The organism is Pseudomonas sp. R9.37, from assembly GCF_963878885.1.
Lineage (GTDB): Bacteria > Pseudomonadota > Gammaproteobacteria > Pseudomonadales > Pseudomonadaceae > Aquipseudomonas.
Genome location: NZ_CAWNZA010000043.1, coordinates 404,553 through 424,669, shown reverse-complemented (window position 1 = coordinate 424,669; position 20,117 = coordinate 404,553). Strand labels below are relative to the sequence as shown.

General features: G+C 61.1%; 18 protein-coding genes. 5 read left to right on the top strand and 13 right to left on the bottom strand.

Features of this window, described 5'->3' with window-relative positions; all coding sequences use genetic code 11:
* Positions 1-18: 18 nt before the first annotated feature.
* Entirely contained in the window at positions 19-909 is an 891-nt protein-coding gene (locus tag AACU78_RS20935; protein WP_106577598.1) for a LysR family transcriptional regulator, read from the bottom strand.
* Positions 910-1,013: 104 nt separating this feature from the next.
* Between AACU78_RS20935 and AACU78_RS20930 the strand changes: the two genes are divergently transcribed.
* The 4 genes from AACU78_RS20930 to AACU78_RS20915 are packed head-to-tail and all read left to right on the top strand — an operon-like array spanning position 1,014 to position 4,402.
* Positions 1,014-1,349: a DMT family transporter gene (locus AACU78_RS20930; RefSeq protein ID WP_106577597.1), complete on the top strand. Its 336-nt coding sequence runs from the start codon at positions 1,014-1,016 to the stop codon at positions 1,347-1,349.
* Between the two features lie 55 nt (positions 1,350-1,404).
* The gene (locus AACU78_RS20925) at positions 1,405-2,583 is read left to right on the top strand and encodes an NAD(P)/FAD-dependent oxidoreductase (RefSeq protein ID WP_106577596.1); all 1,179 of its coding nucleotides are present in this window, start codon (positions 1,405-1,407) and stop codon (positions 2,581-2,583) included.
* A complete protein-coding gene (locus AACU78_RS20920; RefSeq protein WP_106577595.1) occupies positions 2,580-3,392 on the top strand; it encodes an aldo/keto reductase in 813 nt (270 codons plus the stop codon). Before AACU78_RS20925 ends, AACU78_RS20920 begins: the two co-directional genes overlap by 4 nt.
* 41 nt (positions 3,393-3,433) lie before the next feature.
* Positions 3,434-4,402, top strand: coding sequence for a metal ABC transporter ATPase (locus AACU78_RS20915; protein ID WP_106577594.1), 969 nt, complete (start codon positions 3,434-3,436; stop codon positions 4,400-4,402).
* A 67-nt stretch (positions 4,403-4,469) separates the two neighbouring features.
* Here AACU78_RS20915 and AACU78_RS20910 read toward each other — a convergent pair whose 3' ends face one another.
* The 3 genes from AACU78_RS20910 to msbA form a co-directional block, all read right to left on the bottom strand.
* On the bottom strand, positions 4,470-5,405 hold the full coding sequence (locus AACU78_RS20910) for an NAD-dependent epimerase/dehydratase family protein (RefSeq protein ID WP_106577593.1): 936 nt from the start codon (positions 5,403-5,405) through the stop codon (positions 4,470-4,472).
* A complete protein-coding gene (gene hldE, locus AACU78_RS20905) occupies positions 5,398-6,822 on the bottom strand; it encodes a bifunctional D-glycero-beta-D-manno-heptose-7-phosphate kinase/D-glycero-beta-D-manno-heptose 1-phosphate adenylyltransferase HldE (protein WP_106577765.1) in 1,425 nt (474 codons plus the stop codon). The genes AACU78_RS20910 and hldE overlap by 8 nt, the downstream gene beginning before the upstream one ends.
* Positions 6,823-7,052: 230 nt before the next feature.
* Positions 7,053-8,858, bottom strand: coding sequence for a lipid A export permease/ATP-binding protein MsbA (gene msbA, locus AACU78_RS20900; protein ID WP_106577592.1), 1,806 nt, complete (start codon positions 8,856-8,858; stop codon positions 7,053-7,055).
* A gap of 159 nt (positions 8,859-9,017) precedes the next feature.
* Here msbA and AACU78_RS20895 point away from each other — a divergent pair, with 159 nt between their 5' ends.
* Positions 9,018-10,877 carry a bifunctional O-antigen ligase/aminoglycoside phosphotransferase family protein gene (locus tag AACU78_RS20895; RefSeq protein WP_106577591.1) on the top strand — a complete coding sequence of 620 codons (1,860 nt, stop codon included), beginning with the start codon at positions 9,018-9,020 and terminating at the stop codon, positions 10,875-10,877.
* Positions 10,878-10,919: 42 nt separating this feature from the next.
* Here the strand turns inward: AACU78_RS20895 and AACU78_RS20890 are convergent, their stop codons facing one another.
* From AACU78_RS20890 to AACU78_RS20850, 9 genes are all read right to left on the bottom strand, one after another.
* Complete coding sequence (locus AACU78_RS20890; protein ID WP_106577590.1) at positions 10,920-11,804, bottom strand: glycosyltransferase; 885 nt, start codon at positions 11,802-11,804, stop codon at positions 10,920-10,922.
* The gene (locus tag AACU78_RS20885) at positions 11,801-12,955 is read right to left on the bottom strand and encodes a glycosyltransferase family 4 protein (RefSeq protein ID WP_106577589.1); all 1,155 of its coding nucleotides are present in this window, start codon (positions 12,953-12,955) and stop codon (positions 11,801-11,803) included. Before AACU78_RS20885 ends, AACU78_RS20890 begins: the two co-directional genes overlap by 4 nt.
* Positions 12,952-13,836, bottom strand: a complete 885-nt coding sequence (locus AACU78_RS20880; protein ID WP_106577588.1) for a DUF6625 family protein — start codon at positions 13,834-13,836, stop codon at positions 12,952-12,954. The genes AACU78_RS20885 and AACU78_RS20880 overlap by 4 nt, the downstream gene beginning before the upstream one ends.
* 58 nt (positions 13,837-13,894) lie before the next feature.
* Positions 13,895-15,310 carry a PIG-L deacetylase family protein gene (locus AACU78_RS20875; protein ID WP_106577587.1) on the bottom strand — a complete coding sequence of 472 codons (1,416 nt, stop codon included), beginning with the start codon at positions 15,308-15,310 and terminating at the stop codon, positions 13,895-13,897.
* Positions 15,307-16,203 carry an antimicrobial resistance protein Mig-14 gene (locus tag AACU78_RS20870; RefSeq protein WP_106577586.1) on the bottom strand — a complete coding sequence of 299 codons (897 nt, stop codon included), beginning with the start codon at positions 16,201-16,203 and terminating at the stop codon, positions 15,307-15,309. Before AACU78_RS20870 ends, AACU78_RS20875 begins: the two co-directional genes overlap by 4 nt.
* A complete protein-coding gene (locus tag AACU78_RS20865; RefSeq protein WP_106577585.1) occupies positions 16,203-17,333 on the bottom strand; it encodes a glycosyltransferase in 1,131 nt (376 codons plus the stop codon). The genes AACU78_RS20870 and AACU78_RS20865 overlap by 1 nt, the downstream gene beginning before the upstream one ends.
* Positions 17,317-19,074, bottom strand: a complete 1,758-nt coding sequence (locus AACU78_RS20860; protein WP_106577584.1) for a carbamoyltransferase family protein — start codon at positions 19,072-19,074, stop codon at positions 17,317-17,319. Before AACU78_RS20860 ends, AACU78_RS20865 begins: the two co-directional genes overlap by 17 nt.
* 151 nt (positions 19,075-19,225) lie before the next feature.
* Positions 19,226-19,582 (bottom strand): YceK/YidQ family lipoprotein, encoded by a 357-nt coding sequence (locus AACU78_RS20855; RefSeq protein WP_106577583.1) that lies wholly within the window; start codon positions 19,580-19,582, stop codon positions 19,226-19,228.
* Between the two features lie 42 nt (positions 19,583-19,624).
* A complete protein-coding gene (locus AACU78_RS20850) occupies positions 19,625-19,954 on the bottom strand; it encodes a YceK/YidQ family lipoprotein (RefSeq protein ID WP_106577582.1) in 330 nt (109 codons plus the stop codon).
* Positions 19,955-20,117: the final 163 nt, after the last annotated feature.

Below are 20,117 nucleotides of genomic sequence, written 5' to 3'. Positions count from 1 at the left end.
CGGAGTTTATCGGCTTTTTCAGTCGATCGCCTGCAAGCACTCGGCAAATCGTGCGGCCAGGAAGCGCGCTGCGGGACCGAGGTGCTCGTCACGGCGCCAAACCAGTTCCACCACCAGCGCGGGCGGTGTCCATTCGCTGTCCAGCTCAACCATTTGTTGTTGATACGTCGGGTACTGCACGATGTGCCGCGGCAGCCAGGCCCAGCCCAGGCCACTCATCAGCCATTCGGCCAACACGTAGAAACTGTCGGCGCGCCACACCAGAGGGCTGGCGGCTTCGCTGCCGGGGTAGACGCTGGTCTGTGTCGACATCAACAGTTGGCGAAACTGCGCCAGATGCTGGCAGGTCACGTACGGTTGCTTGGCCAGCGGATGATTCACACCGCACACGGTGACCATTTCCACACTGCCCACCACCCGCCGTTCAAGCGCCTCAGGGATTTGGTCGTGGTAAAACAACAGGCCCAGGTCGGCCTTGCGCTCCACCAACTTGCGCGCCACATCGCCTTGAGCGGCGCTGGAAAGCTGCACCTCCAGCTGCGGGTATTGCCCGGCCAGCGCCTCAAGGCTGTCGAGTACCGGCTGGAACAGCATGGCCTCGTCCTGGGCCAGGCGCAGGCAGGCTTCCTCGCCACGCGTCAGTGACAGCGCGCGGCCATTGAGCCGTTCACACTGGCGCAAAACCTCACGGGCCTCCTCCAGCAACACACTACCGGCTTCGGTCAGGCGCGGCTGGCGGCCACTGCTACGCTCAAACAGGCTCAGCCCCAGGTCCGCTTCCAGCAGAGCGATACCGTTGCTCACCGCCGATTGCGCCTTGCGCTGGTCGCGGGCCACTGCCGAAAACGAACGCTGTTCGGCAACGCTGACAAACAGGCGCATCTGGTCCAGGTTCCACTGCACGCTCATGGCTCAACCCATCTTGAATTCGGATAGGTAATGACTTTATCCCATCTGTCGAAGCGTTAGAATGCTGACCTTATTCAAGTACGTCACACACCGAGGATTACCCCATGAATGCCGCCTACCTCTACCTGGCCATCGCCATTTGCTCGGAAGTGATCGCAACCGTGTCCATGAAAGCCGTCAAGGGCTGGAGCACACCGCTTCCACTGGCGCTGGTCATCGTCGGCTACGGCATTGCGTTCTGGATGTTGACCCTGGTGGTGCGCACCGTGCCGGTGGGCGTGGCGTATGCGGTGTGGGCCGGCATGGGCATCGTGATGGTCAGTGTCGCCGCGCTGTTCATCTATGGGCAAAAGCTCGACCTGCCGGCGATGCTGGGCATGGGCCTGATTGTGCTGGGCGTGGTGGTGATTCAGCTGTTCTCGAAAACCGCCGGGCACTGACCGCCACTCAACAGCCTGTATACTGCGCCTCTTGTCTTGAACACTGAGGTCGCCGATGCCATCCGTTATTTCCACCGACGTTCTGATTGTCGGCGCCGGGGTTGCCGGCCTCTGGCTTAACGCGCGCCTGCGCCGCCAGGGGTTTTCCACGGTGTTGGTGGAAAGCGCCACGCTGGGCGGCGGGCAAAGCGTGAAGTCCCAGGGGATCATCCACGGCGGCGCGAAATACGCCCTGCACGGCGCGCTCACCGGCGCGTCCGAAGCGATTGCCGACATGCCGCGCCGCTGGCGCGAGGCGTTGGCGGGTGATGGCGAACTCGACCTGTCCGGCGTGCGCCTGCTGTCCGAAGCCCATTACCTGTGGTCGCCCGGCACACTCGCCGGCAACCTCACCAGCTTCTTCGCCAGCAAGGCCGTGCGTGGCCGGGTCGACCAGGTCAAGGGCGACGAATTGCCGCCGGCCCTGCAGGACCGTCGCTTCAAGGGCAAGGTCTACCGACTGGCCGAGCTGGTGGTCGACGTGCCGAGCCTGATCGAGCGTCTGGCCCAACTGGCGGGTGACGGTTTGCTCGCCGGCCAGCACATCGAACCGCTGCGCGATGGCGATAGCCTGGTGGGTTTGAAGGTTGACGGCCGTGAGATTCGCGCCCAGCGCATCGTGCTCAGTGCCGGTGGCGGCACGGCTGATTTGCTCAGCGCCCTGGGCCTGAGCCAGCCCGCCATGCAAAAGCGCCCGCTGCATATGATCATCGCCAAGGGCCCGGGCTTGAAGCCGCTGTATGCGCACTGCCTGGGCGGCGGCACCAAGCCACGCCTGACCATCACCACCCACCCGGCCGCCGATGGCAACTGGGTGTGGTACATGGGCGGCGATATCGCCGAGGCCGATGGCGTGGCGCGCACACCTGAAGAACAGATCGCCACTGCGCAAAAAGAGCTGGCGCAATTGCTGCCGTGGATCGACATGAGCCAGACGCAATGGGCGACCTTGCGCGTGGACCGCGCCGAGCCGCTGCAATCGGGCCTGACCCGCCCCGACAATGCGTTCCTTGCCGAAGAGGGCCGCCTGCTGGTGGGTTGGCCGACCAAACTGGCGCTGGCGCCAGACTTCGCTGACCGCGTACTCAACGCTCTGCAACGCGACGGTATCCAGCCGAGCGCCAACAACGACGCCCTGCCCGAGCTGCCAAAACCAGCCCTCGGCCAACCTGCCTGGGAGCACCTGTTGCCATGAGCCTGCCCACCCTGCACGACCTGCATCGCCCCTTGGGCAGCACCGGCCTGCTGGTGTCGCCACTGGGTCTTGGCACAGTAAAACTGGGCCGCGACCAAGGGGTGAAATACCCCAACGGCTTCCAGATTCCTGATGATGACGAGGCGCGCATGCTGCTGCGCCAGGCACGCCAGCTGGGCATCAACCTGATCGACACCGCGCCGGCTTACGGCCGCAGCGAAGAACGCCTGGGGCCGCTGTTACGCGGCCAACGCAATGACTGGGTGATTGTCAGCAAGGTCGGTGAAGAGTTTGCCGATGGCGTGTCGCAGCATGATTTCAGTGCGGCCCATACGCGGATGTCGATCGAGCGCAGCTTGAAACGACTTGAAACGGATTTTATCGACCTGGTGCTGGTGCACTCCGATGGCAATGACCTGCATATCCTCAATGATTGCGAGGTGTACCAGACCCTCGCAGCGCTGAAAAAAGAGGGCAAGATTCGCGGTTTCGGCTTCTCCGGCAAAACCGTCGAAGGCGGCGTGAAGGCTCTGGAACAAGGTGATTGCGCAATGGTCACCTACAATCTGAACGAACAGAGCGAGAAACCCGTCATTGATTACGCCGCTGCCCATGGCAAAGGCATCCTGGTGAAAAAAGCCCTGGCCAGCGGCCACGTGTGCCTGGAGCCTGGAATGGATCCAATTCACGCCAGTTTCATGTTGTTGTTTGCGCAAACGGGCGTCGCCAGTGCTATTGTCGGGACCATTAATCCGCTGCACCTGGCCCATAACGTGGCGACCGCTGCCAAGGTCATTCGTCAACTCTGATGCCGCCGACGCGGCCGACCCCGTCGCAAGAAGGAGCCGACATGCCGCGCACGCTTATTAGAAAAAACCCCAGCAACTTTAAAACACTGCCGCTGCACGTCGAAGCCACCCCCGAAGGCCTGAGTTACCAGAGCGTGGGCATGCCGCTCAACTTCGCCCAGACCCTGCAACGGCGCAAGCCGGTGGAGGTGGCGGACCCGGAGCGTTTCGCCCTGGAACTGGCGAATCTCGGTGTGTCGGTGCGACTGACCCTGCACTGGCAAAACAAGGATTACTGGGTATTGGTCCGCCAACGCCGCCAGGACCGTGGCGACGTGGTGCTCAAGCTGATCTCGGGCTATGTGCCGGCCCACGAACTGAACCTGCCGCTGCACACCGCCATCCAGGAAATTGCCGAAGAATGCCTGCTGGAGACGCCTGAAGGCTGGCTCGGCGGACGCTTCAACGACACTTGGCTGCCAGCGCCCTACTCCACCGCCCTGCATTACCGTGAAGCATTGCCGTTTCGGTTGAGCCCTTTGTCGGGCGCCGCCCGCCCGGTGCGCTGCGCGACCACGCAATTGATCGAGCGCCCACGGGCCTACGTGCACCTGCCGACGGCGTCGCTGCAATTGATTTATGACTTGCGCCTTGAGGTGCCGAAGGAAGCCAAATCCCTCAGCCTGTTTCATGTGGATGAGCGACTAGAAGGCGACCAGTTGGTAGCCCGGCTGGACCGCAAGCGCCCGGATTTGTACCTGATGCCGCTCAAAGATGGCCAGCCTGTAGCAGAGCTGTACACCGTCAAGAAAGACCAGCTGTATCCCGCCAGCACACGCGGTTTATACCTGGCCGAAAGCTTTGCTCAGCAAGACGGCTGGTTGGTACGTGATGAGCGGATTCGCTGGAAGGATTGGCTCAGGCAGCAAGGCCTGGCTCAGCCTGAAAAAGAGTCGAAACTGAAGCGATTGACCGGCAAGGCGCGGCAGATGCTGCGCAAGATTGTGCCGAAGAAAAAAGCCAAGGGGTGAAACCGCTCTGATCCGGGCGCTGGCTTGCCCGGTTCCCAGATAAAGCGGCTTCCACCGTTGACGGTGTTCAGCCCGTGAGCAACCGCTCCAGGCCCACCTTCAACGGCGTGGGCTCAGGCAGCGTGAAACTCGCCAACAGCCGCTGGTTATTGGCCCGCGAATGCCGAATATCCCCCGAGCGTGCCGGCCCGTAAGTGATCGTCGGCAACTGACCCACCACTTCTTCCAGCGCCTGCAACACCTGCTTGAGCGTGGTGGTGCGGTTCCAGCCTACGTTGATCGCACCCAGCGGCGCGTCGGGCGCTTCGATGGCCTGTACCAGCACATCGACCAAATCTTCCACGTACATGAAATCGCGGGTTTGCTCGCCATCACCAAACACGCTGATCGGCACACCCTGCTGCACACGCTCGCTGAAAATACTGATCACCCCGGAATACGGCGAGGACGGATCCTGGCGTGGCCCGAAGATGTTGAAGAAGCGGAAGATCACCGGCTCAAGGCCATGCTGGCGGCGGTAGAAATCGAAGTAATGCTCACCGGCCAATTTGTCCGAGGCATAAGGTGTCAGCGGCGCCTTGGTGGTGTCTTCGTCAATCGACGCGCCCTCACCATTGTTGCCATACACCGCCGCGCTGGACGCAAACACCACGCGCTTGACCCCGGCCTTGCGCATCGCTTCGCAGACATTCAGGGTACCGACGAAGTTGCTCTGGTGAGTGCTCACCGGGTCATCCACCGACGCCTGCACCGAGGCCACTGCGGCCAGGTGCACCACGGCGCTCACGCCAACGGCGGCTTGCGCCACCAGCTCGGCATTGGCGACATCACCCTCGATCAGTTGCACACGCGGGTTGCCCAACGCCAGGTTGCTGCGCTTGCCGGTGGACAGGTCATCCAGCACCCGCACGGCATAGCCTTTGGCAAGCAACGCATCGACCAGATGCGAACCGATAAAACCGGCACCGCCGGTGATCAGGACCCACTTATCAGCGTTACTCATTGTTGCGGATCTTCTCGACAATGGCGGTGGTCGAGCTGTTCTCGACCAGGCCCAGCACCTTCACCGTGCCGCCGTAAGCGCCGACGATATCGGCACCCACGACCTGATCGACGGAGTAGTCTCCGCCCTTGACCAATACATCGGGCTTGACCTGGGCCAACAGGTTTTCCGGAGTGCCTTCAGAGAAGCTGATCACCCAGTCCACCGCGCCCAGACCGGCCAATACCGCCATGCGCCGATCAACACTGTTGATCGGACGGCCAGGGCCTTTCAGGCGGCTGACCGAAGCGTCGTCGTTGACCGCAACGATCAGGCGATCGCCTTGGGCTCGGGCCTGCTCAAGATAGGTCACGTGACCGGCGTGCAGGATGTCGAAACAGCCGTTGGTGAACACAATGCTTTCGTTGTGGGCCCGCGCATCGTCAATCGCCAGCAGCAATTGCTCGATGGTCAGCACACCACGCTCGGAGCCTTCGGAGCGCTGGATAGCCCGGCGCAATTCCGGCGCGCTGATGGCCGCGGTGCCCAGCTTGCCGACCACAATGCCTGCCGCCAGATTGGCCAGGGCCACGGCGTGGGGCAATTCCTCACCGGCTGCAATAGAGGCAGCCAGGGTGGAGATTACGGTGTCGCCGGCGCCGGTAACGTCGAACACTTCACGCGCACGCGCCGGCAAGTGCATCGCCGGGTGGCCCGGACGCAGCAGCGTCATGCCATGCTCGCCACGGGTCACCAGCAAGGCGCCCAGGTCGAGGTCGGCCATCAACGTGGCGCCCTTGGTCACCAGCTCGTGCTCGTCGGCGCAACCGCCGACGATGGCTTCGAACTCGCTGAGGTTTGGCGTGATCAGGCTGGCGCCCCGATAAATCGAGAAGTCCTTGCCCTTGGGGTCGGCCAGTACCGGAATGTTGCGGGCCTTGGCGGCCTGGATCAGCATCTGGTGGTTCTTCAGGGCGCCTTTGCCGTAGTCGGACAAGACCAACACCTTGATGCCTTCGAGCAGCGTGTCGACTTGCTCGCTCAGCGCCAAGGCGTCGGTGGCGAAGGGTTCTTCAAAATCAATACGCAGCAATTGCTGGTGACGGCTCATGACCCGCAGCTTGACGGTGGTCGGCTGATGGGCGATGCGCTGGAACAGTGCGCGCACGCCGGCGCCGCGCAGGCTGTTGGCCAGGCTGTCGGCGGCTTCGTCGTCGCCGGTCACACCCACCAGGGAGGCCGGGGCGCCGAGCGCGGCAATATTGAGGGCAACGTTGGCAGCGCCACCTGGACGGTCTTCGATTTGCTCGACCTTGACTACCGGTACCGGTGCCTCAGGGGAAATCCGTGAGGTACCGCCATGCCAGTAACGGTCGAGCATGACATCGCCGACCACCAAGACAGGGGCTTGATCGAATCGCGGCATGGACAACTTCATGGAGCAACCCACATACAAAATGAACAGGGGCGCGATATTAGCACAGGGTTACAGGAGGCTTGTGGAGGGCGTGACAGAAGATGGTACGGGAGACGGAGAGCGAATCCGCTGATGAAACAAATGTGGGACCGGGCTTGCCCGCGAAGACGGCGTGTCAGTCGACATCTCTATGACTGATCTACCGCATTCGCGAGCAAGCCCGTTCCCACACTGGGCCGGTGGCCCCTGACTCAGGTGATGTCAGCCGGTACCGGCGCATCCAGGCCCATGGCATGCAGGCGGGCGTAATAGCCGTTCTGGGCCAGCAGCTCGGCGTGAGTGCCGCGCTCGACAATCCGGCCGTCGTCCATCACCAGGATCAGGTCGGCTTTCTCAATGGTAGAGAGGCGATGCGCAATCACCAACGTCGTGCGGCCTTGCATGACTTTGTCCAGTGCGGCCTGGATGTGCCGCTCGGATTCGGTGTCGAGGGCCGAGGTGGCCTCGTCGAGAATCAGCAACGGCGCGTTCTTGAGCAACGCCCGCGCGATCGCCAGGCGCTGACGCTGGCCGCCGGACAACAGCACGCCGTTCTCGCCAACCTGGGTGTCGAAACCCTTCGGCAATTGGTCGATGAAGTCTTTGGCATAGGCATCCGCCGCCGCCGCTTCAACGTCCGCACGTGGCGCGCCGGCCAGGTCGCCGTAGGCGATGTTGTTGGTGACGGTGTCGCTGAACAAGGTCACATGCTGGGTCACCTGGGCGATGTGCCGGCGCAGGTTAAGCAGTTTGTAATCTTCGATCTCTACGCCGTCGAGCAGGATTTCACCGCTCTCGTGGTGGTAGAAACGCGGAATCAGGCTGGCCAGGGTCGACTTGCCGCTGCCGGAACGCCCCACCAGCGCGATCATCTGCCCAGGCTCGGCGGTGAAGCTGATGTCCTTGAGCACATGGCGCTCAGTGCCTGGGTAGGTGAAGTTCAGGTGACGCACTTCCAGGCGGCCGCTGACCTTGTCGCGCTCAACGGTGCCGCGGTCGATTTCCTGCTCTTCGTCCAACTGCTCGAAAATGCTCTCGGCGCCGGCCACACCTTTCTGGATGGTCGAGCTGACTTCCGACAATTGACGGATCGGCTTGGGCAACAGCCCGGCCAATGTGATGTAGGCCACCATGTCACCCGCCGACGCATCACCGCGAAGGTAAAGCACCAGGAACATCAGCACCGCCATGGCGGTGTAGATCACCAGTTGCAGCAACGGGGTGTAGATCGCCCCGGTGCGGGTCATGCGCAGTTGCTTGTCGGTGTTGCCCTGGCTGGCCTTGAGGAAACGCTTCTCCTCGTAGACTTCGCCGCCGAAGCTGCGCACCACGCGGTAACCCTGAATGGTTTCCGAGGCCACGTGGGTCACGTCACCCATGGCAACCTGGATCTTCTTGCTCTGCTTGCGGAATTTCTTGCTGGCCGTGCTGACCATCACCGCAATCAACGGCAGGATGGCGATCATCACCAGCGTCAGGCGCCAGTTCATGAACAGCAGCGAGGCGAACAGGAAGATCACCGTCATGCCTTCGCGGATCACCACCTTGATGGCATCGGTCGCCGCACCCGTGACCATGGTCACGTTAAAGGTGATGCGCGAAATCAGGTGCCCGGAGTTGTGGTTGTCGAAGTAGCGGTTGGGCAGCGTCAGCAGGTTGTTGAACAACTGCACGCGCAGGTCGTGGACCAGGCCCAGGGAAACCTTGGCCAACAGGTAGTTGCCCAGGAACGAACCCAGGCCCTGCCAGGCTGCGATCAGAATGATCAACAACGGCACGGCTTGCAGCAATTGCAGGTCACGCAGGAACGGTACGCTGGGAAACAGCACCGCTTCAGGGTTGGACAAACCGTCGACGAAGTACTTGAGGATGTACCCCAGCATGGGCTGGGTCGACGCGAAAATCAGAAATCCGACAATACTCAACGCGAACAAGCCGGCGTAGGGCTTAACGTACATGAGCAGGCGGAAGTATATTTTCAAGCTCGAAGGGCTTGCGCTCGGACTGGAGTCGGTCATATCACGCGGCGTTTTGAAAAAGGAGGCTGACTTTAGCACAGCTTCTCTGTTGTACTTGCACCCGGTATGACCCTCGGCCTGGTTGGATCCAGCCGACGACATTATATAGCCACTACTTTAAGATGGTCGGCTTTCTCTATTCTGGAATGGCTTTTCTGTATGCACTCCAAGCGCCTTATTTATGGCTCAAATCGCGTTTTCGACTTCCTGGTCCTATGGATTTTGCCCATTGGCTTGTTGTTGCTTCTGAGTTCATTGTTCTACGTCACCAACCGCAACGTCATGCACCGTCTCTACTACGGCTTTTTCAGTGTGCCGACCTTGTTCCTGCTGTGCCTGCGCCCGCGGGAAATCAAAGAACTGCTGCGCGAACCTTTGATCATTGCGCTTCTGGCATTTTGCGCCTGGGCGCTGATCACCGTGCTGTGGAGCCCGCAACCCACCGGCGATTCCAACCTGTTCAAGGTGCCGCTGCAAACCTTCATGCTGTTTGCCGGCTGTGGGCTGTTGCTGCACTACCGCAGCGAGCTGTTCAAACCGATCTTTTTCAGCGCCGCCGTGATTGCCCTGGTGGTGTGCCTGTTCAACCTGGTGGCGTTCGCCAAAGGCTTCGTGCCCGGCGTGAGCATGCGCATGATCGGCGGCCTGGGCGCTCTCGATAACCCACTGCTGAGCTCCCATCTGTTCGGCTTTTTCTGCATCTATTGGCTCTATGTCTGCATCACCACCCAGCGCTTGCAGGTGTTGTTGTTCAGCGCGCCTGCGCTGGCGGTCATGACGCTCGCGGTCCTGGCCACCGGCTCTCGCACGCCGCTGGTTGCGCTGACGCTGGCCGCCGTGTGGATCGCCTTTGTCAGCCGCAATCGCCGTTCAGCACTGATGATCGCGGCCCTGGTGCTTGGCGCTGCAGCGCTGCTGCTGTTTTATCCTGAAGCGATTACCGAGCGTGGCAGTTCGTACCGTTTTGAATTGTGGGGCATGACCCTGCAGCGTATCGCCGACCATCCGCTGATCGGCCACAGCTACGACTCCGAACTGTCCTTGATCGTGGACGGTTACGAACTGATGGAACCGCACAGCTTTGCTCTCGGCGTGCTCTATTACGTCGGCATCATCGGCTTTATCCCGTGGATCTTCATGCTCGGCTGGGGCCTGTACAAAGGTTTCAAAGAGCGCGCACAACCGCTGTTTCTGCTGGCGTCAGCCCTGCTGGCCTATGGCATCGGCGCCGGCCTGACTGAAGGCGGCGGGATCCTGTCGCGCCCTAAAGAGCATTGGTTCCTGCTGTGGATTCCGCTGGCGCTGATCGCCGGCCTGAGTATCGCCAAGCGCCGTCGCAGCCTGCTCGGCATGCGTGTGCAAACGCCCGCACCGCTGGCGTTCGACGCCCTGCGTAAAGGCGCTGCCGTCATCGAGGAAGATGGTCTTGGGCCCAAGGTCCTGCGCCTTGAGGACGGCAGCTTCCTCAAGCTGTTCAGGGCGCGCCGCTGGTACACCTCCGGGGGTTTCAATCCGTATTCGGAACGCTTCGCCAGCAACAGCGAACACCTGCAGCAACTGGGTATCGCGTCACCGCGGATTCTGGATGTGTACAGCTTGCGCGATGGCAGCAGTGCCGTGCGCTATCAGCCCCTCCCCGGCCTGACCCTGCGCCAGGCGCTGCAGAGCCTGGACAGCAGCCTGCGAGAATCGCTGATCGAACGCTTTGGCAGATTCATGGCCCAGCTGCATGAGCGCGGCGTGTACTTCCGCTCGCTGCACTTGGGCAACGTTCTGCTGATGGACGATGGTGAGTTCGGCCTGATCGACGTGGCCGACATGCGCATTTATCCGTCGCCGCTGCGCAACACGCTGCGCCAGCGCAACGTGAAGCACATGCAACGCTACACGCAGGACCGCAACTGGTTGTTCGAAGCTCACTTTGAACAGTTGGCCAGTGGCTATGCGTTGGTTGCGTCGCCGCAAGCCACGGTCAAACTCCGTGAGCACGTGCTGACCCTGGCACGCCCCGCAGCTTGACACTCGCCAAGTGCGCCCCGGCGAGGGGCGCACACTGGCGTGTCAGTCTTTTTCCAGCGGCGAAAAATACAGCCGCGCCAAACCCCGCCAGGTTTTCTTGTTCCAGGCCCGAAACGGGATCTGCGCCAACAACTCTCGCGCCAACGCGCGATTGCGGTTGGAGGTCTTGAGGAACATGGAGCTGAGAAACTTGTAACGCACCTCGTCATAGAGCGGGTGGTCACTGAACAACGCGTAAGAGCGCAGGATATTGTCGATCATGAATCGGTGGTTCTTGTACGAGTTGGTGGCGTGCTTGCGGTAGCGGGCCATGACCACATTCAGGCCATCGATGAAGTACCCGGCATGGGTGATCTTCAACTCGATCAACAAGTCTTCCAGACGAATCTCGGGGTCAAACCCACCGACCTTTTCCAGCGCCTCACGCCGAATCATCAGCGTGGGTGCCGGCGGATAGGGTTTGCGCTCCAGGAACATGTCGTCGAAGTCCAGGCGCCGAAACGGCACGTCGCGGCGCTGGCGCTTCTCGGGAAGCAGTTCGCCTCGCGAATCGATCAGCTCGATGTTACCCGCACAGATACCCACTTCCGGCTTGCCGTCCATGTAAGCCACCTGAATCGCAATGCGCTCTGGCTTCATGATGTCGTCGGAGCCAAACGGCACGATCAGCGGGCCTTGGGAGCGTGCAATAGCGCCATTGAGCGTATTCGTCAGGCCTTGATTCTGCTGGACGCGAAAGTCGAAGGTGTGGCGCTCCTGCAGGCGGCGGATGCGCTCGACACTGTCGTCTGTCGAGCCGTCATCAATCACCAGCAGTTCGATGTTGGGGTAGGTCTGGTTCAGCACACTGAGGATGCTTTCCTCGATGTACGGGCCGTGGTTGTACGAGGCAATGATCACCGTGACCAAGGGCTGACTTGGGTTCATACATTGTTCCTGCGTGCTTGGGCCAACCCGGATTCAATCAGCTCCAGGTATTGCTGGCGGAACACCTCAATGTCATGTTGCGCCTGAAGGTACTGGTAAGCCTGCTCGCCCTTTTGCGCGAGCGCTTCATCGGACAGCGCCAGATAAGTGTCCAGCGCCTGGGTCAATGCTGGCACGTTGGCCGGCTCCACCGCCAGGCCACCGGCGCCTTCAATCAGTGGCAGCATGGCCGGCACACTGGAGGCGATCACCGGCAGGCGACCGCTCATGCCTTCGAGCAGCGCCAGGCCCAAGCCTTCTGCCAGCGAGGGCATGGCCCAGATATCGAAAGCGCGCACGTACTGCAGGGCGTTTTCCTTGAAGCCCAGCAAGTGCACCCGCCCATCAAGGCCAAGGCTCTGGATCTGCGCGGCCAGGTTGGCCTGCTCACGCCCCGCGCCAATGATGGCGAGTTGCGCCGCGGGGTATTTATCCTTGAGCGCTGCAAACGCCTGCAGCAAATAGGTGTGCCCCTTGACCGGAACCAGACGGCCCAGGGCGCCGATCAACCGCACCGAAGGGTCGATGCCCAGTAACTCACGCGCGCGTTCGCGTGAATGCTGCAAGCCTTCGGCCTGCTCGATGTCGATGGCGTTGGTAATCGCGTAGGTATTGCTGTCGGTAAACCCGCACTTGCAGTCCAGCAGGTACTGCTTGACCGCCGGCGAGACCCCGACAAACCGCCAATGCTCGTCGATCCAGCGCTGCGCCTGTTTACGGCGGTAGAGACGGTCATACTCGCCAAAGCCGTGGGAGATCCCGATACACAGTGGAATCTTCAACCAGCGGTTCAGTTGCAACATCATGTTGACCGGCTTGAAGCGGTTGCACACCACCACGTCAAACTGTTCCTTGCGACAGAACTTATACATCTGCCACATGGCGCGCAGCCTCAAGCCCTTGAGCGCCTTGTCGGAGAAATCGAAGTAGACCGACGTTGCCGCTCGGCTGACCGGGTCCGCGGGCCCGGGTCGGCCACGCAAAAACGCGGCGGTGACTTCATAGCGGTCCGCAGGCAATGCCTTGACGATCTGTTCGGCCAGGTCGGCAAAATCATGGGATTTAACATTGTAGTCAGGCTGCAATTGCAGGACCTTGAAACGCCGACTCATAACTCTCCTCGATGGAAACCTGTGGCATCAACGACCCACGACGGTTCAGCCGCCAGCGCCTCGACGTACTCGCTGTCGGGCTCCGGTAACCGTGGCCACTGATTACGCTTCCAGCAGACAAAATGGAAATAGGGAAATTCGCGCTCGCCATCCCTGTCATTGGTCAGACGACCGTTATTCCAGAACCACTGATGCGGGAAGCGATCACTGCCGTCGTGCCATTTGATCACACCGCCCGGCGTACTGAACGCCTCGGTGAACTCACTGCGGCGGCGCCAGGGATTGAGCTTGCCGACCAACTCGAACAACGGTTTCGGAAAATTCTTGCGCCACAGGAAAATCCTGCTGAACGCGCCTTCATCCAGCGCATGATGCGCCTGATCAGTGAAACGCGCCTCCCAATCCTTGATCTGCATGAACACCTGGCGCTTTCTGGCCGTGTTGCGCATCAGGCACAAATGGCCGGCGACCCGTCGTTCGTGGGTCGAAAACAAATCATAGCCAGCCAGTCGATCGGGCGTGAAATAGCGACGCAGATTGCCGTAAACAAGGTCCAGGTCGCCAAACGCCCAGAAGTCATAACCTTGGAGGCGATCAGCATGGATATGCCCCAGCGCAGGCTTGATGTCACACAACTTGTAAGCCGCTTGCGGGGCAAACGGGATGTTCAACCGCTGCGAAACCAACGCGCAGTAATCGGCGAAGGTAATGCTTTCAATCCTGACGTTATCCGGCACATTGCTCGGTATCGGGCAGTCGCTGAATAACAGCCAGTCAATATCGGCATTGTGTCGGCAGCTTTCGAGAAAAAACGGCATCCAGAATGGCCAGCGGCCAAAGTAAGGAATGAGGAAGAGGATGCGGGGGCACTGATTGATCAAAACGGACTCACTGTCATTTTTTGCGGGAGCGCACTGCGCCCCTCCACGTTACGTAACCTTACTTGTGCTTGATGAACCAAAAAAGTTCATGTCGCCTTACAGCCTTGCGGTAAAACTCATTTTCCCCCCAGGGTGAAATGGCCCTTGCGGCCAGCAACCGTTGGATCGCACGCCGCACGCGCCGCTTGAACGGCATCCTGGGCTGCAAGTCATGCATCATGCCCAGCGACATGGCCTTGTCACGCTGTTGTTCGGCAGACACCGGCACGCAGAAAGGCTGCAAGGTGATGGTCGAATCAAAACAGGGCGGCAACGCGATGCCGTTGCCCGAATCGCCCATCGGCCAGCGGTCGTTGTCATGCAGGTGATTGGCGTAGCCGAGCAGCGTGGTCGGCTGCCACTCCAGCCCTTGCAGGGCTTGCAGCACGGCATGCTGTGCGCAGACATGGTCAGGGTGCGGGTCGAGCACCGGATGCGGCAGCACGATAACGTCAGGACGCGCCATCAGCAGCACCGCGCGCAGATCTGCCAGCAGATTGTTCCAGGTCGGCCGACCATCGGCATCCGCAGGCAAGGGGAACGGGTTGAATTGGCGAAACACGCGAATGTCGCTCAACTCGGCTTCTCGTGACGCCACCGCGCGATCAGGCTCGGCCCTCATCGCCGCCAGCTGCAGGCAGAAGTACCCCAGCTGCACGCAATTTTCCTGCGGCACACCCGCCCAACGCGGCACGGCGATACTGTCCCAGGCGCGCAACCGGCCCTTGAGGCGTGCAGCCTCGGGCTTGCCCAGGCCCATCTGCTGATAATGCTCGGCTTCGATTTCGCCGGCCGTCAACGTCACGATCCAGGGCTGCGCCGCCTGACTGTACAGGCCAAAGGCGGCAAGCTCGGCATCATCGGCATGGGGCGCAATCACCATCACCCGCTGCTGACGCACGTCGGGCTGGCGAAATACCGACAACACCGGCGTGCCTTGCACACGGCAGAACCGGCCGCTCAGGCGCAGTTGCCCAGCGAGCAGCGCTTGCGCCTGGCCGGTGAGGTTCAAGTAGCGCAAGCCGTTGACGCCCCGCTCGAACACCTGCCGATCGCCCTGTGGCAAGGCGATAAACGGATCAATAAAGCGCCCCAGCAAGCCGCTCTTGAGCCGCAGCGCAAGGATCAGCGTCTCGTCGCCCGACAGCTCCAGCGCCTGCTCCAGCAGCAATCGGCCGTTATCCAGAACAACCTTGGGTTGCTCGGTCTCGGCCGCAAAGGCGTACTGATAGTCGTCGCCGGGCGAGTAAAACAGATGGTCGGCAAACCAGGCTTCATGGGCCACCCAGGCCAGAATTGCCAGCAGCAGCGGCAGCCACCAGGCCACCGCCACGCCGACGCCGATCAACACCAGCAAACCGACCAGCAGCGCCATACGCTTGTTGCGGCGATGGCGTTTGAGCAGCGCTTGCTTGCGGCTGGGAGAATCACTCATACCTTGAACACCGGCACCGGGTTGCACCAACGGTCTTTGTACTCGCGGTCTGCCCGGCCAAACGAAAATCGCAGCGGCTTGCCGGCTTCCCGCGCCTGTTCCCAGGCACTTTGCGTGTTGAGGAAACTCAGCACGCTGCCGGGGCTGAACTCACGCGTCTGAGGGTCTACGCCGCCATTGACGTACTCGACGCTGACCCACTCTGGCGCTTCAACGCGGTAAACCAGCTGAATCGCGATCGGCGCATCGTTGAGGAAAATCACCGAACCGATCAACCATTCACGCAACAGCTCGATGACCTGCGCCATGCGCTCGGCGCCGGTGGCGGGAAAGCCCCAGCGGCGTTGGAACAAATCACAGTAAATTGCCGCCAGCTCCGCACTGGTGAACGTCTGGACCGCACGCACAACACCGCCCGCCTCTTCCAGCAGACGCAACTCGCGGCGCTGGTTATAGCGAAATTTCTTCGAGAGTTCTTCCGGAGTACGCGCCATGGCCAACTGCTCGGTCTGCAGCTTGATGCCGGCAAAACGGCCTTCATTCAGCGCCGACAGGTAGCGCGCGCGATGACGCAAAGGGGCTTGAGCATCGGCGGCGGCCGGCAGAATCAACTCGGCATTGCCCAAGTCGAACAAGCCCTTCTTGCCTTTGCGCTTGAGCACATCCTTGGATAACGCCAAGTCCTGGCCCCAGGTCGCAATACAGGCCTTGAGTTCGCCGCCGTGTTCCCACGCCAGGTAGCGCACAGGAATCTCGGCCAGCCCGGCAAGACGCTCAACCACCTGCGGATGGGTGGCAACACTGCCACCGTAACGCTGCCAGGCGTCGCTGTAGGTGGACGCGTCAACGACGGACCAGCCACGCTCGCGCCAGCCTTGGAATCGATTGAGCATCACGCCCTCGCGGTCAGTTCAGTAACGTGCGGCAGCTGCCAGAAGGCCGCGCGAACCGCCTGGTCCGAGAACTGCTCGTGCAAGCGCTCCAGCATCATCTGGGCGCATTGCGCGTGCTGCTGACGATCCATTGCCGCCAGGTGCCGAAGCCCCTGGCCCAAGTGTTCGGCATCGCCGAAGGGAAACAGGATCCCCACGCCTTCGACCACTTCCCGGGCGCCACCACACGCTGTTGCCAACAGCGGCACGCCGGCGGCCATCGCCTCCAGCAGTACCATGCCGAAAGGCTCGTGATCGGAACTCAGGGCAAAGGCGTCGAAGGCTCGGAAGTAACGGCGCGCATCCGGCACCTGGCCGAGGAACAGCACCTGCTCGGCAATCCCAAGCTCACGGGCCAAGGCCTTGAGGTCTTTCTCCAAGCGGCCGGTGCCGAGGATGGCCAGACGACTTTGTGCCGGCAAATGCGGCAGCGCCAGGGCGAACCCTTTGAGCAAGGTCGCCTGGTCCTTGTCCGGGTGCAGGCGGCCAACGTTGCCGACCACCCACTCATCCGGCGACAGCCCCAACGCATCACGCGCCGCTTCGGCCGGAACCTGCAGGGCCTGCATGGCGTCGACATCGATGCGGTTGTACAGCGTTTGGATCCGCGCTGCCGGCCAGGCCGGCAAGCAGCGGCGCATGTCATCACGCACCGCATCGGACACACCAAGCAGGCTCAAACGCTTGCGGAAAATCGACGCAAACAGCTTGCGGCTGCGGCGCTGATAATCACCAAAGGCATGATGCACACCGATCACCGGCAAGCGCGTGCCGAGCAAGGCGATATAGATCGGCTTGAACCGGTGAGCAATGCAGAAACTGAAATTGCGAGACGCCGCGATCTTGCGCAGCTCACCGATGGCGCCCAGCTTCAGGCCACGAATGGCCTTGGAGCTGAATTCCATGAACAACACTTCATCAGAGGCACAACCGGCCGCCACATCGGGGTCGGCGACCCCGGTGAGAAACACCGTGGTCACCTTGTAGCCCGAGCCTGCAAACAGGCTGGCGTACTGCCGCGCGCAATCGAGGAACGGCCCGTCATAGCCGTGGCAGAACTGCAGGACGTGGCGATCAGCCGACCGAGTCATAAGGGTCCACGCCGTCTTTGACGACCAGGATGTCTTCCATGATCAGGTACTGCAGGTCGGAGCCGAAGAACATGTTCAGCGCGTCGGTCGGCGAGCAGATCATTGCTTCGCCGCGACGGTTGAGCGAGGTGTTCAGGGACACGCCGTTGCCGGTCAGTACTTCCAGCTCTTTCATCATGTCGTAGTAACGCGGGTTGTATTCGCGCTTGAGCACCTGGGCACGGGAAGTGCCGTCTTCGTGCACCACTTCCGGCACACGGGTTTTCCATTCTTCCGACACTTCAAAGGTGAAGGTCATGAACGGCGCCGGGTGATCGACCTTGATCATCTGTGGCGCAACGGTGTCGAGCATCGACGGGCAGAAAGGCCTCCAGCGCTCGCGGAACTTGATCTGGTGGTTGATGCGATCCGCCACGCCGGTGGCGCTTGGGCAACCAATGATCGAACGCCCGCCCAACGCGCGCGGGCCAAACTCCATGCGGCCCTGGAACCAGGCCACCGGGTTGCCGTCGACCATGATCTTGGCGATGCGCTTGGGCATGTTCTCGATCTTGCGCCACACTGGTTTGCTTGCGTGCCTGGCGCACGCGGCGATCACGTCTTCGTTGCTGTAGGACGGGCCGAGGTAGACGTGTTCCATCTTCTCGACCGGTACACCACGGGCGTGGGACACGTAGGCGGCTGCACCCACCGCGGTGCCGGCATCGCCGGACGCCGGCTGCACGAACAGCTCCTTGACGTCATCGCGGGCAATGATCTTCTGGTTCAGCTTGACGTTCAGCGCGCAGCCGCCGGCGAAGGCCAGCTTGCCGGTGTCTTTGAGGATGTCGCCCAGGTAGTGGTCGATCATCTGCAGGGCCAGCTTCTCGAACAGCGCTTGCATGCTGGCCGCGTAGTGGATGTACGGCTCGTCGGCGATATCGCCTTCGCGCTTGGGACCCAGCCACTCGATCAGTTTTGGCGAGAAGTAGAACCCCTTGCCCTTCTCTTTGTAGCGACGCAGGCCGATGACGTTGGCGTAGTCGGTGTTGATCACCAGCTCGCCGTTCTCAAACGAGGCCAGGCGCGAGAAATCGTACTTGCTGGCATCGCCATACGGCGCCATGCCCATGACCTTGAACTCGCCGTCGAGCATCTCGAAACCGAGGAACTCGGTGATCGCGCCATACAGGCCGCCGAGGGAGTCCGGGTCGTAGAATTCCTTGATCTTGTGGATCTTGCCGTTTTCGCCGTAGCCGAAAAAGGTGGTGGCGTACTCGCCCTTGCCGTCGATCCCGAGGATCGCGGTTTTCTCCTGGAAGCCGGAGCAGTGGTAAGCGCTGGAGGCGTGGGCCAGGTGGTGTTCAACCGGTTCGATCTTGATTTTCTTCGGATCGAAGCCCAGTTGCTCCAGGCACCAGACGATCTTGTTGCGGTAGCGCTTGTAGCGACGGTTGCCCATCAGGATCGCGTCTAGGGCGCGGTCCGGGGCGTACCAGTAACGCTTGGCATAGTGCCAGCGCGCCTCGCCGAACAGGCTGATCGGGGCGAACGGAATCGCCACCACGTCAACGTCGGAAGGCTTGATACCGGCTTGTTCCAGGCAGAACTTCGCCGACTCGTAGGGCATGCGGTTCTTTGCATGTTTGTCGCGTACGAAGCGCTCTTCTTCGGCGGCCGCGATCAGCTTGCCGTCGATATACAAGGCTGCGGAAGGATCATGGCTAAGGGCGCCGGACAGGCCAAGAATCGTCAATGCCACAGGGGTCTAGCCTCTTTTAGTCTGCATGCAGGCGGGTTGCGCCTGAAAAAAGTGTGCCTCTCGCCTGGACGAGAAACAGCTAAAGGGCGGGATTATAGCGTAAACACACCACGTGATGATCTAGGGATGTGGCGACCGGTTGTCACTGCGCCTAGCGGTAGATCTCAATGCTGCCGTCCTTGTTCTGGCGGTAGATCGTGTAGGGCAGCACCAGCGTGTCCATTACACCGGAGGCAATCGCCTCAATGGCAATGACCGGGAACGCATTGCTTTCGCGCGGTGGAAAGGTTGGGTTGTTGATGCCTATTTCAGGCTGGGGCTCGCTGTTCAAGTAACAAAACCCGTAGATCACGCCGCTGTAGATACGCGGCACGCTTTCGCAGTGGCTGTGCGCATCCTTGAGGCTCTGGCTGGCCACAGCGTCCGGGCGAAACACGGTATTGATAGTGCCGCAGCCGGTGAGCAGTGCGAGCGTCAGCATCCATGGAAGGGTGAAACCACGATTCATAGACAACTCCATTTGTCATGGCCAGCTTATGCACAGCCTCGCTCAAGAACCGCCAGGGCGCCAATAGACGCTGATGTTGCCGTCGTTTGCCTGGCGATAAATCGTGTAGGGCAACACAACGGTATCGGCAATGCCGGACGCTGCAATGTCCAGCAGCACGAAGGGTATCAGTATGCCGGTCGGATCGGGAGCCGCGTGCAGCGCGCAGAAATCAAAGGCCACGCCACTGTAAACGCGAGGTATGGACTGGCAGTACGTTTTGATAAGCCGCAGCTCACGCGCGGTGTCGCCGTCTTTGCGGATGACGCTGTTGACGGTCCCACAACCGCCCACCAGCAGTGCGGCAATACCCATTGCAGCCGTGATTTTCATTGTGATTGTCCTGTGATCGCCAACGGCCGGCCACGCTATCAGCGAAAGGTCGGATTCCCCACCCAAGCGCATCGCCAAATTGCGTGCGAAAAATCCGAAATGGCAAAAACTCAGCATTTCACTAAACTCGCGCCCTTTTGCGCGTTTATGTCTTATGCGCCAC

What these genes read in the sequence shown, in the direction of transcription:
- AACU78_RS20935 (WP_106577598.1), bottom strand. Translation starts at nt 909, where the DNA reads ATGAGCGTGCAGTGGAACCTGGACCAGATGCGCCTGTTTGTCAGCGTT.
- AACU78_RS20930 (WP_106577597.1), top strand. Translation starts at nt 1,014, where the DNA reads ATGAATGCCGCCTACCTCTACCTGGCCATCGCCATTTGCTCGGAAGTG.
- AACU78_RS20925 (WP_106577596.1), top strand. Translation starts at nt 1,405, where the DNA reads ATGCCATCCGTTATTTCCACCGACGTTCTGATTGTCGGCGCCGGGGTT.
- AACU78_RS20920 (WP_106577595.1), top strand. Translation starts at nt 2,580, where the DNA reads ATGAGCCTGCCCACCCTGCACGACCTGCATCGCCCCTTGGGCAGCACC.
- AACU78_RS20915 (WP_106577594.1), top strand. Translation starts at nt 3,434, where the DNA reads ATGCCGCGCACGCTTATTAGAAAAAACCCCAGCAACTTTAAAACACTG.
- AACU78_RS20910 (WP_106577593.1), bottom strand. Translation starts at nt 5,405, where the DNA reads ATGAGTAACGCTGATAAGTGGGTCCTGATCACCGGCGGTGCCGGTTTT.
- hldE (WP_106577765.1), bottom strand. Translation starts at nt 6,822, where the DNA reads ATGAAGTTGTCCATGCCGCGATTCGATCAAGCCCCTGTCTTGGTGGTC.
- msbA (WP_106577592.1), bottom strand. Translation starts at nt 8,858, where the DNA reads ATGACCGACTCCAGTCCGAGCGCAAGCCCTTCGAGCTTGAAAATATAC.
- AACU78_RS20895 (WP_106577591.1), top strand. Translation starts at nt 9,018, where the DNA reads ATGCACTCCAAGCGCCTTATTTATGGCTCAAATCGCGTTTTCGACTTC.
- AACU78_RS20890 (WP_106577590.1), bottom strand. Translation starts at nt 11,804, where the DNA reads ATGAACCCAAGTCAGCCCTTGGTCACGGTGATCATTGCCTCGTACAAC.
- AACU78_RS20885 (WP_106577589.1), bottom strand. Translation starts at nt 12,955, where the DNA reads ATGAGTCGGCGTTTCAAGGTCCTGCAATTGCAGCCTGACTACAATGTT.
- AACU78_RS20875 (WP_106577587.1), bottom strand. Translation starts at nt 15,310, where the DNA reads ATGAGTGATTCTCCCAGCCGCAAGCAAGCGCTGCTCAAACGCCATCGC.
- AACU78_RS20870 (WP_106577586.1), bottom strand. Translation starts at nt 16,203, where the DNA reads ATGCTCAATCGATTCCAAGGCTGGCGCGAGCGTGGCTGGTCCGTCGTT.
- AACU78_RS20865 (WP_106577585.1), bottom strand. Translation starts at nt 17,333, where the DNA reads ATGACTCGGTCGGCTGATCGCCACGTCCTGCAGTTCTGCCACGGCTAT.
- AACU78_RS20855 (WP_106577583.1), bottom strand. Translation starts at nt 19,582, where the DNA reads ATGAATCGTGGTTTCACCCTTCCATGGATGCTGACGCTCGCACTGCTC.
- AACU78_RS20850 (WP_106577582.1), bottom strand. Translation starts at nt 19,954, where the DNA reads ATGAAAATCACGGCTGCAATGGGTATTGCCGCACTGCTGGTGGGCGGT.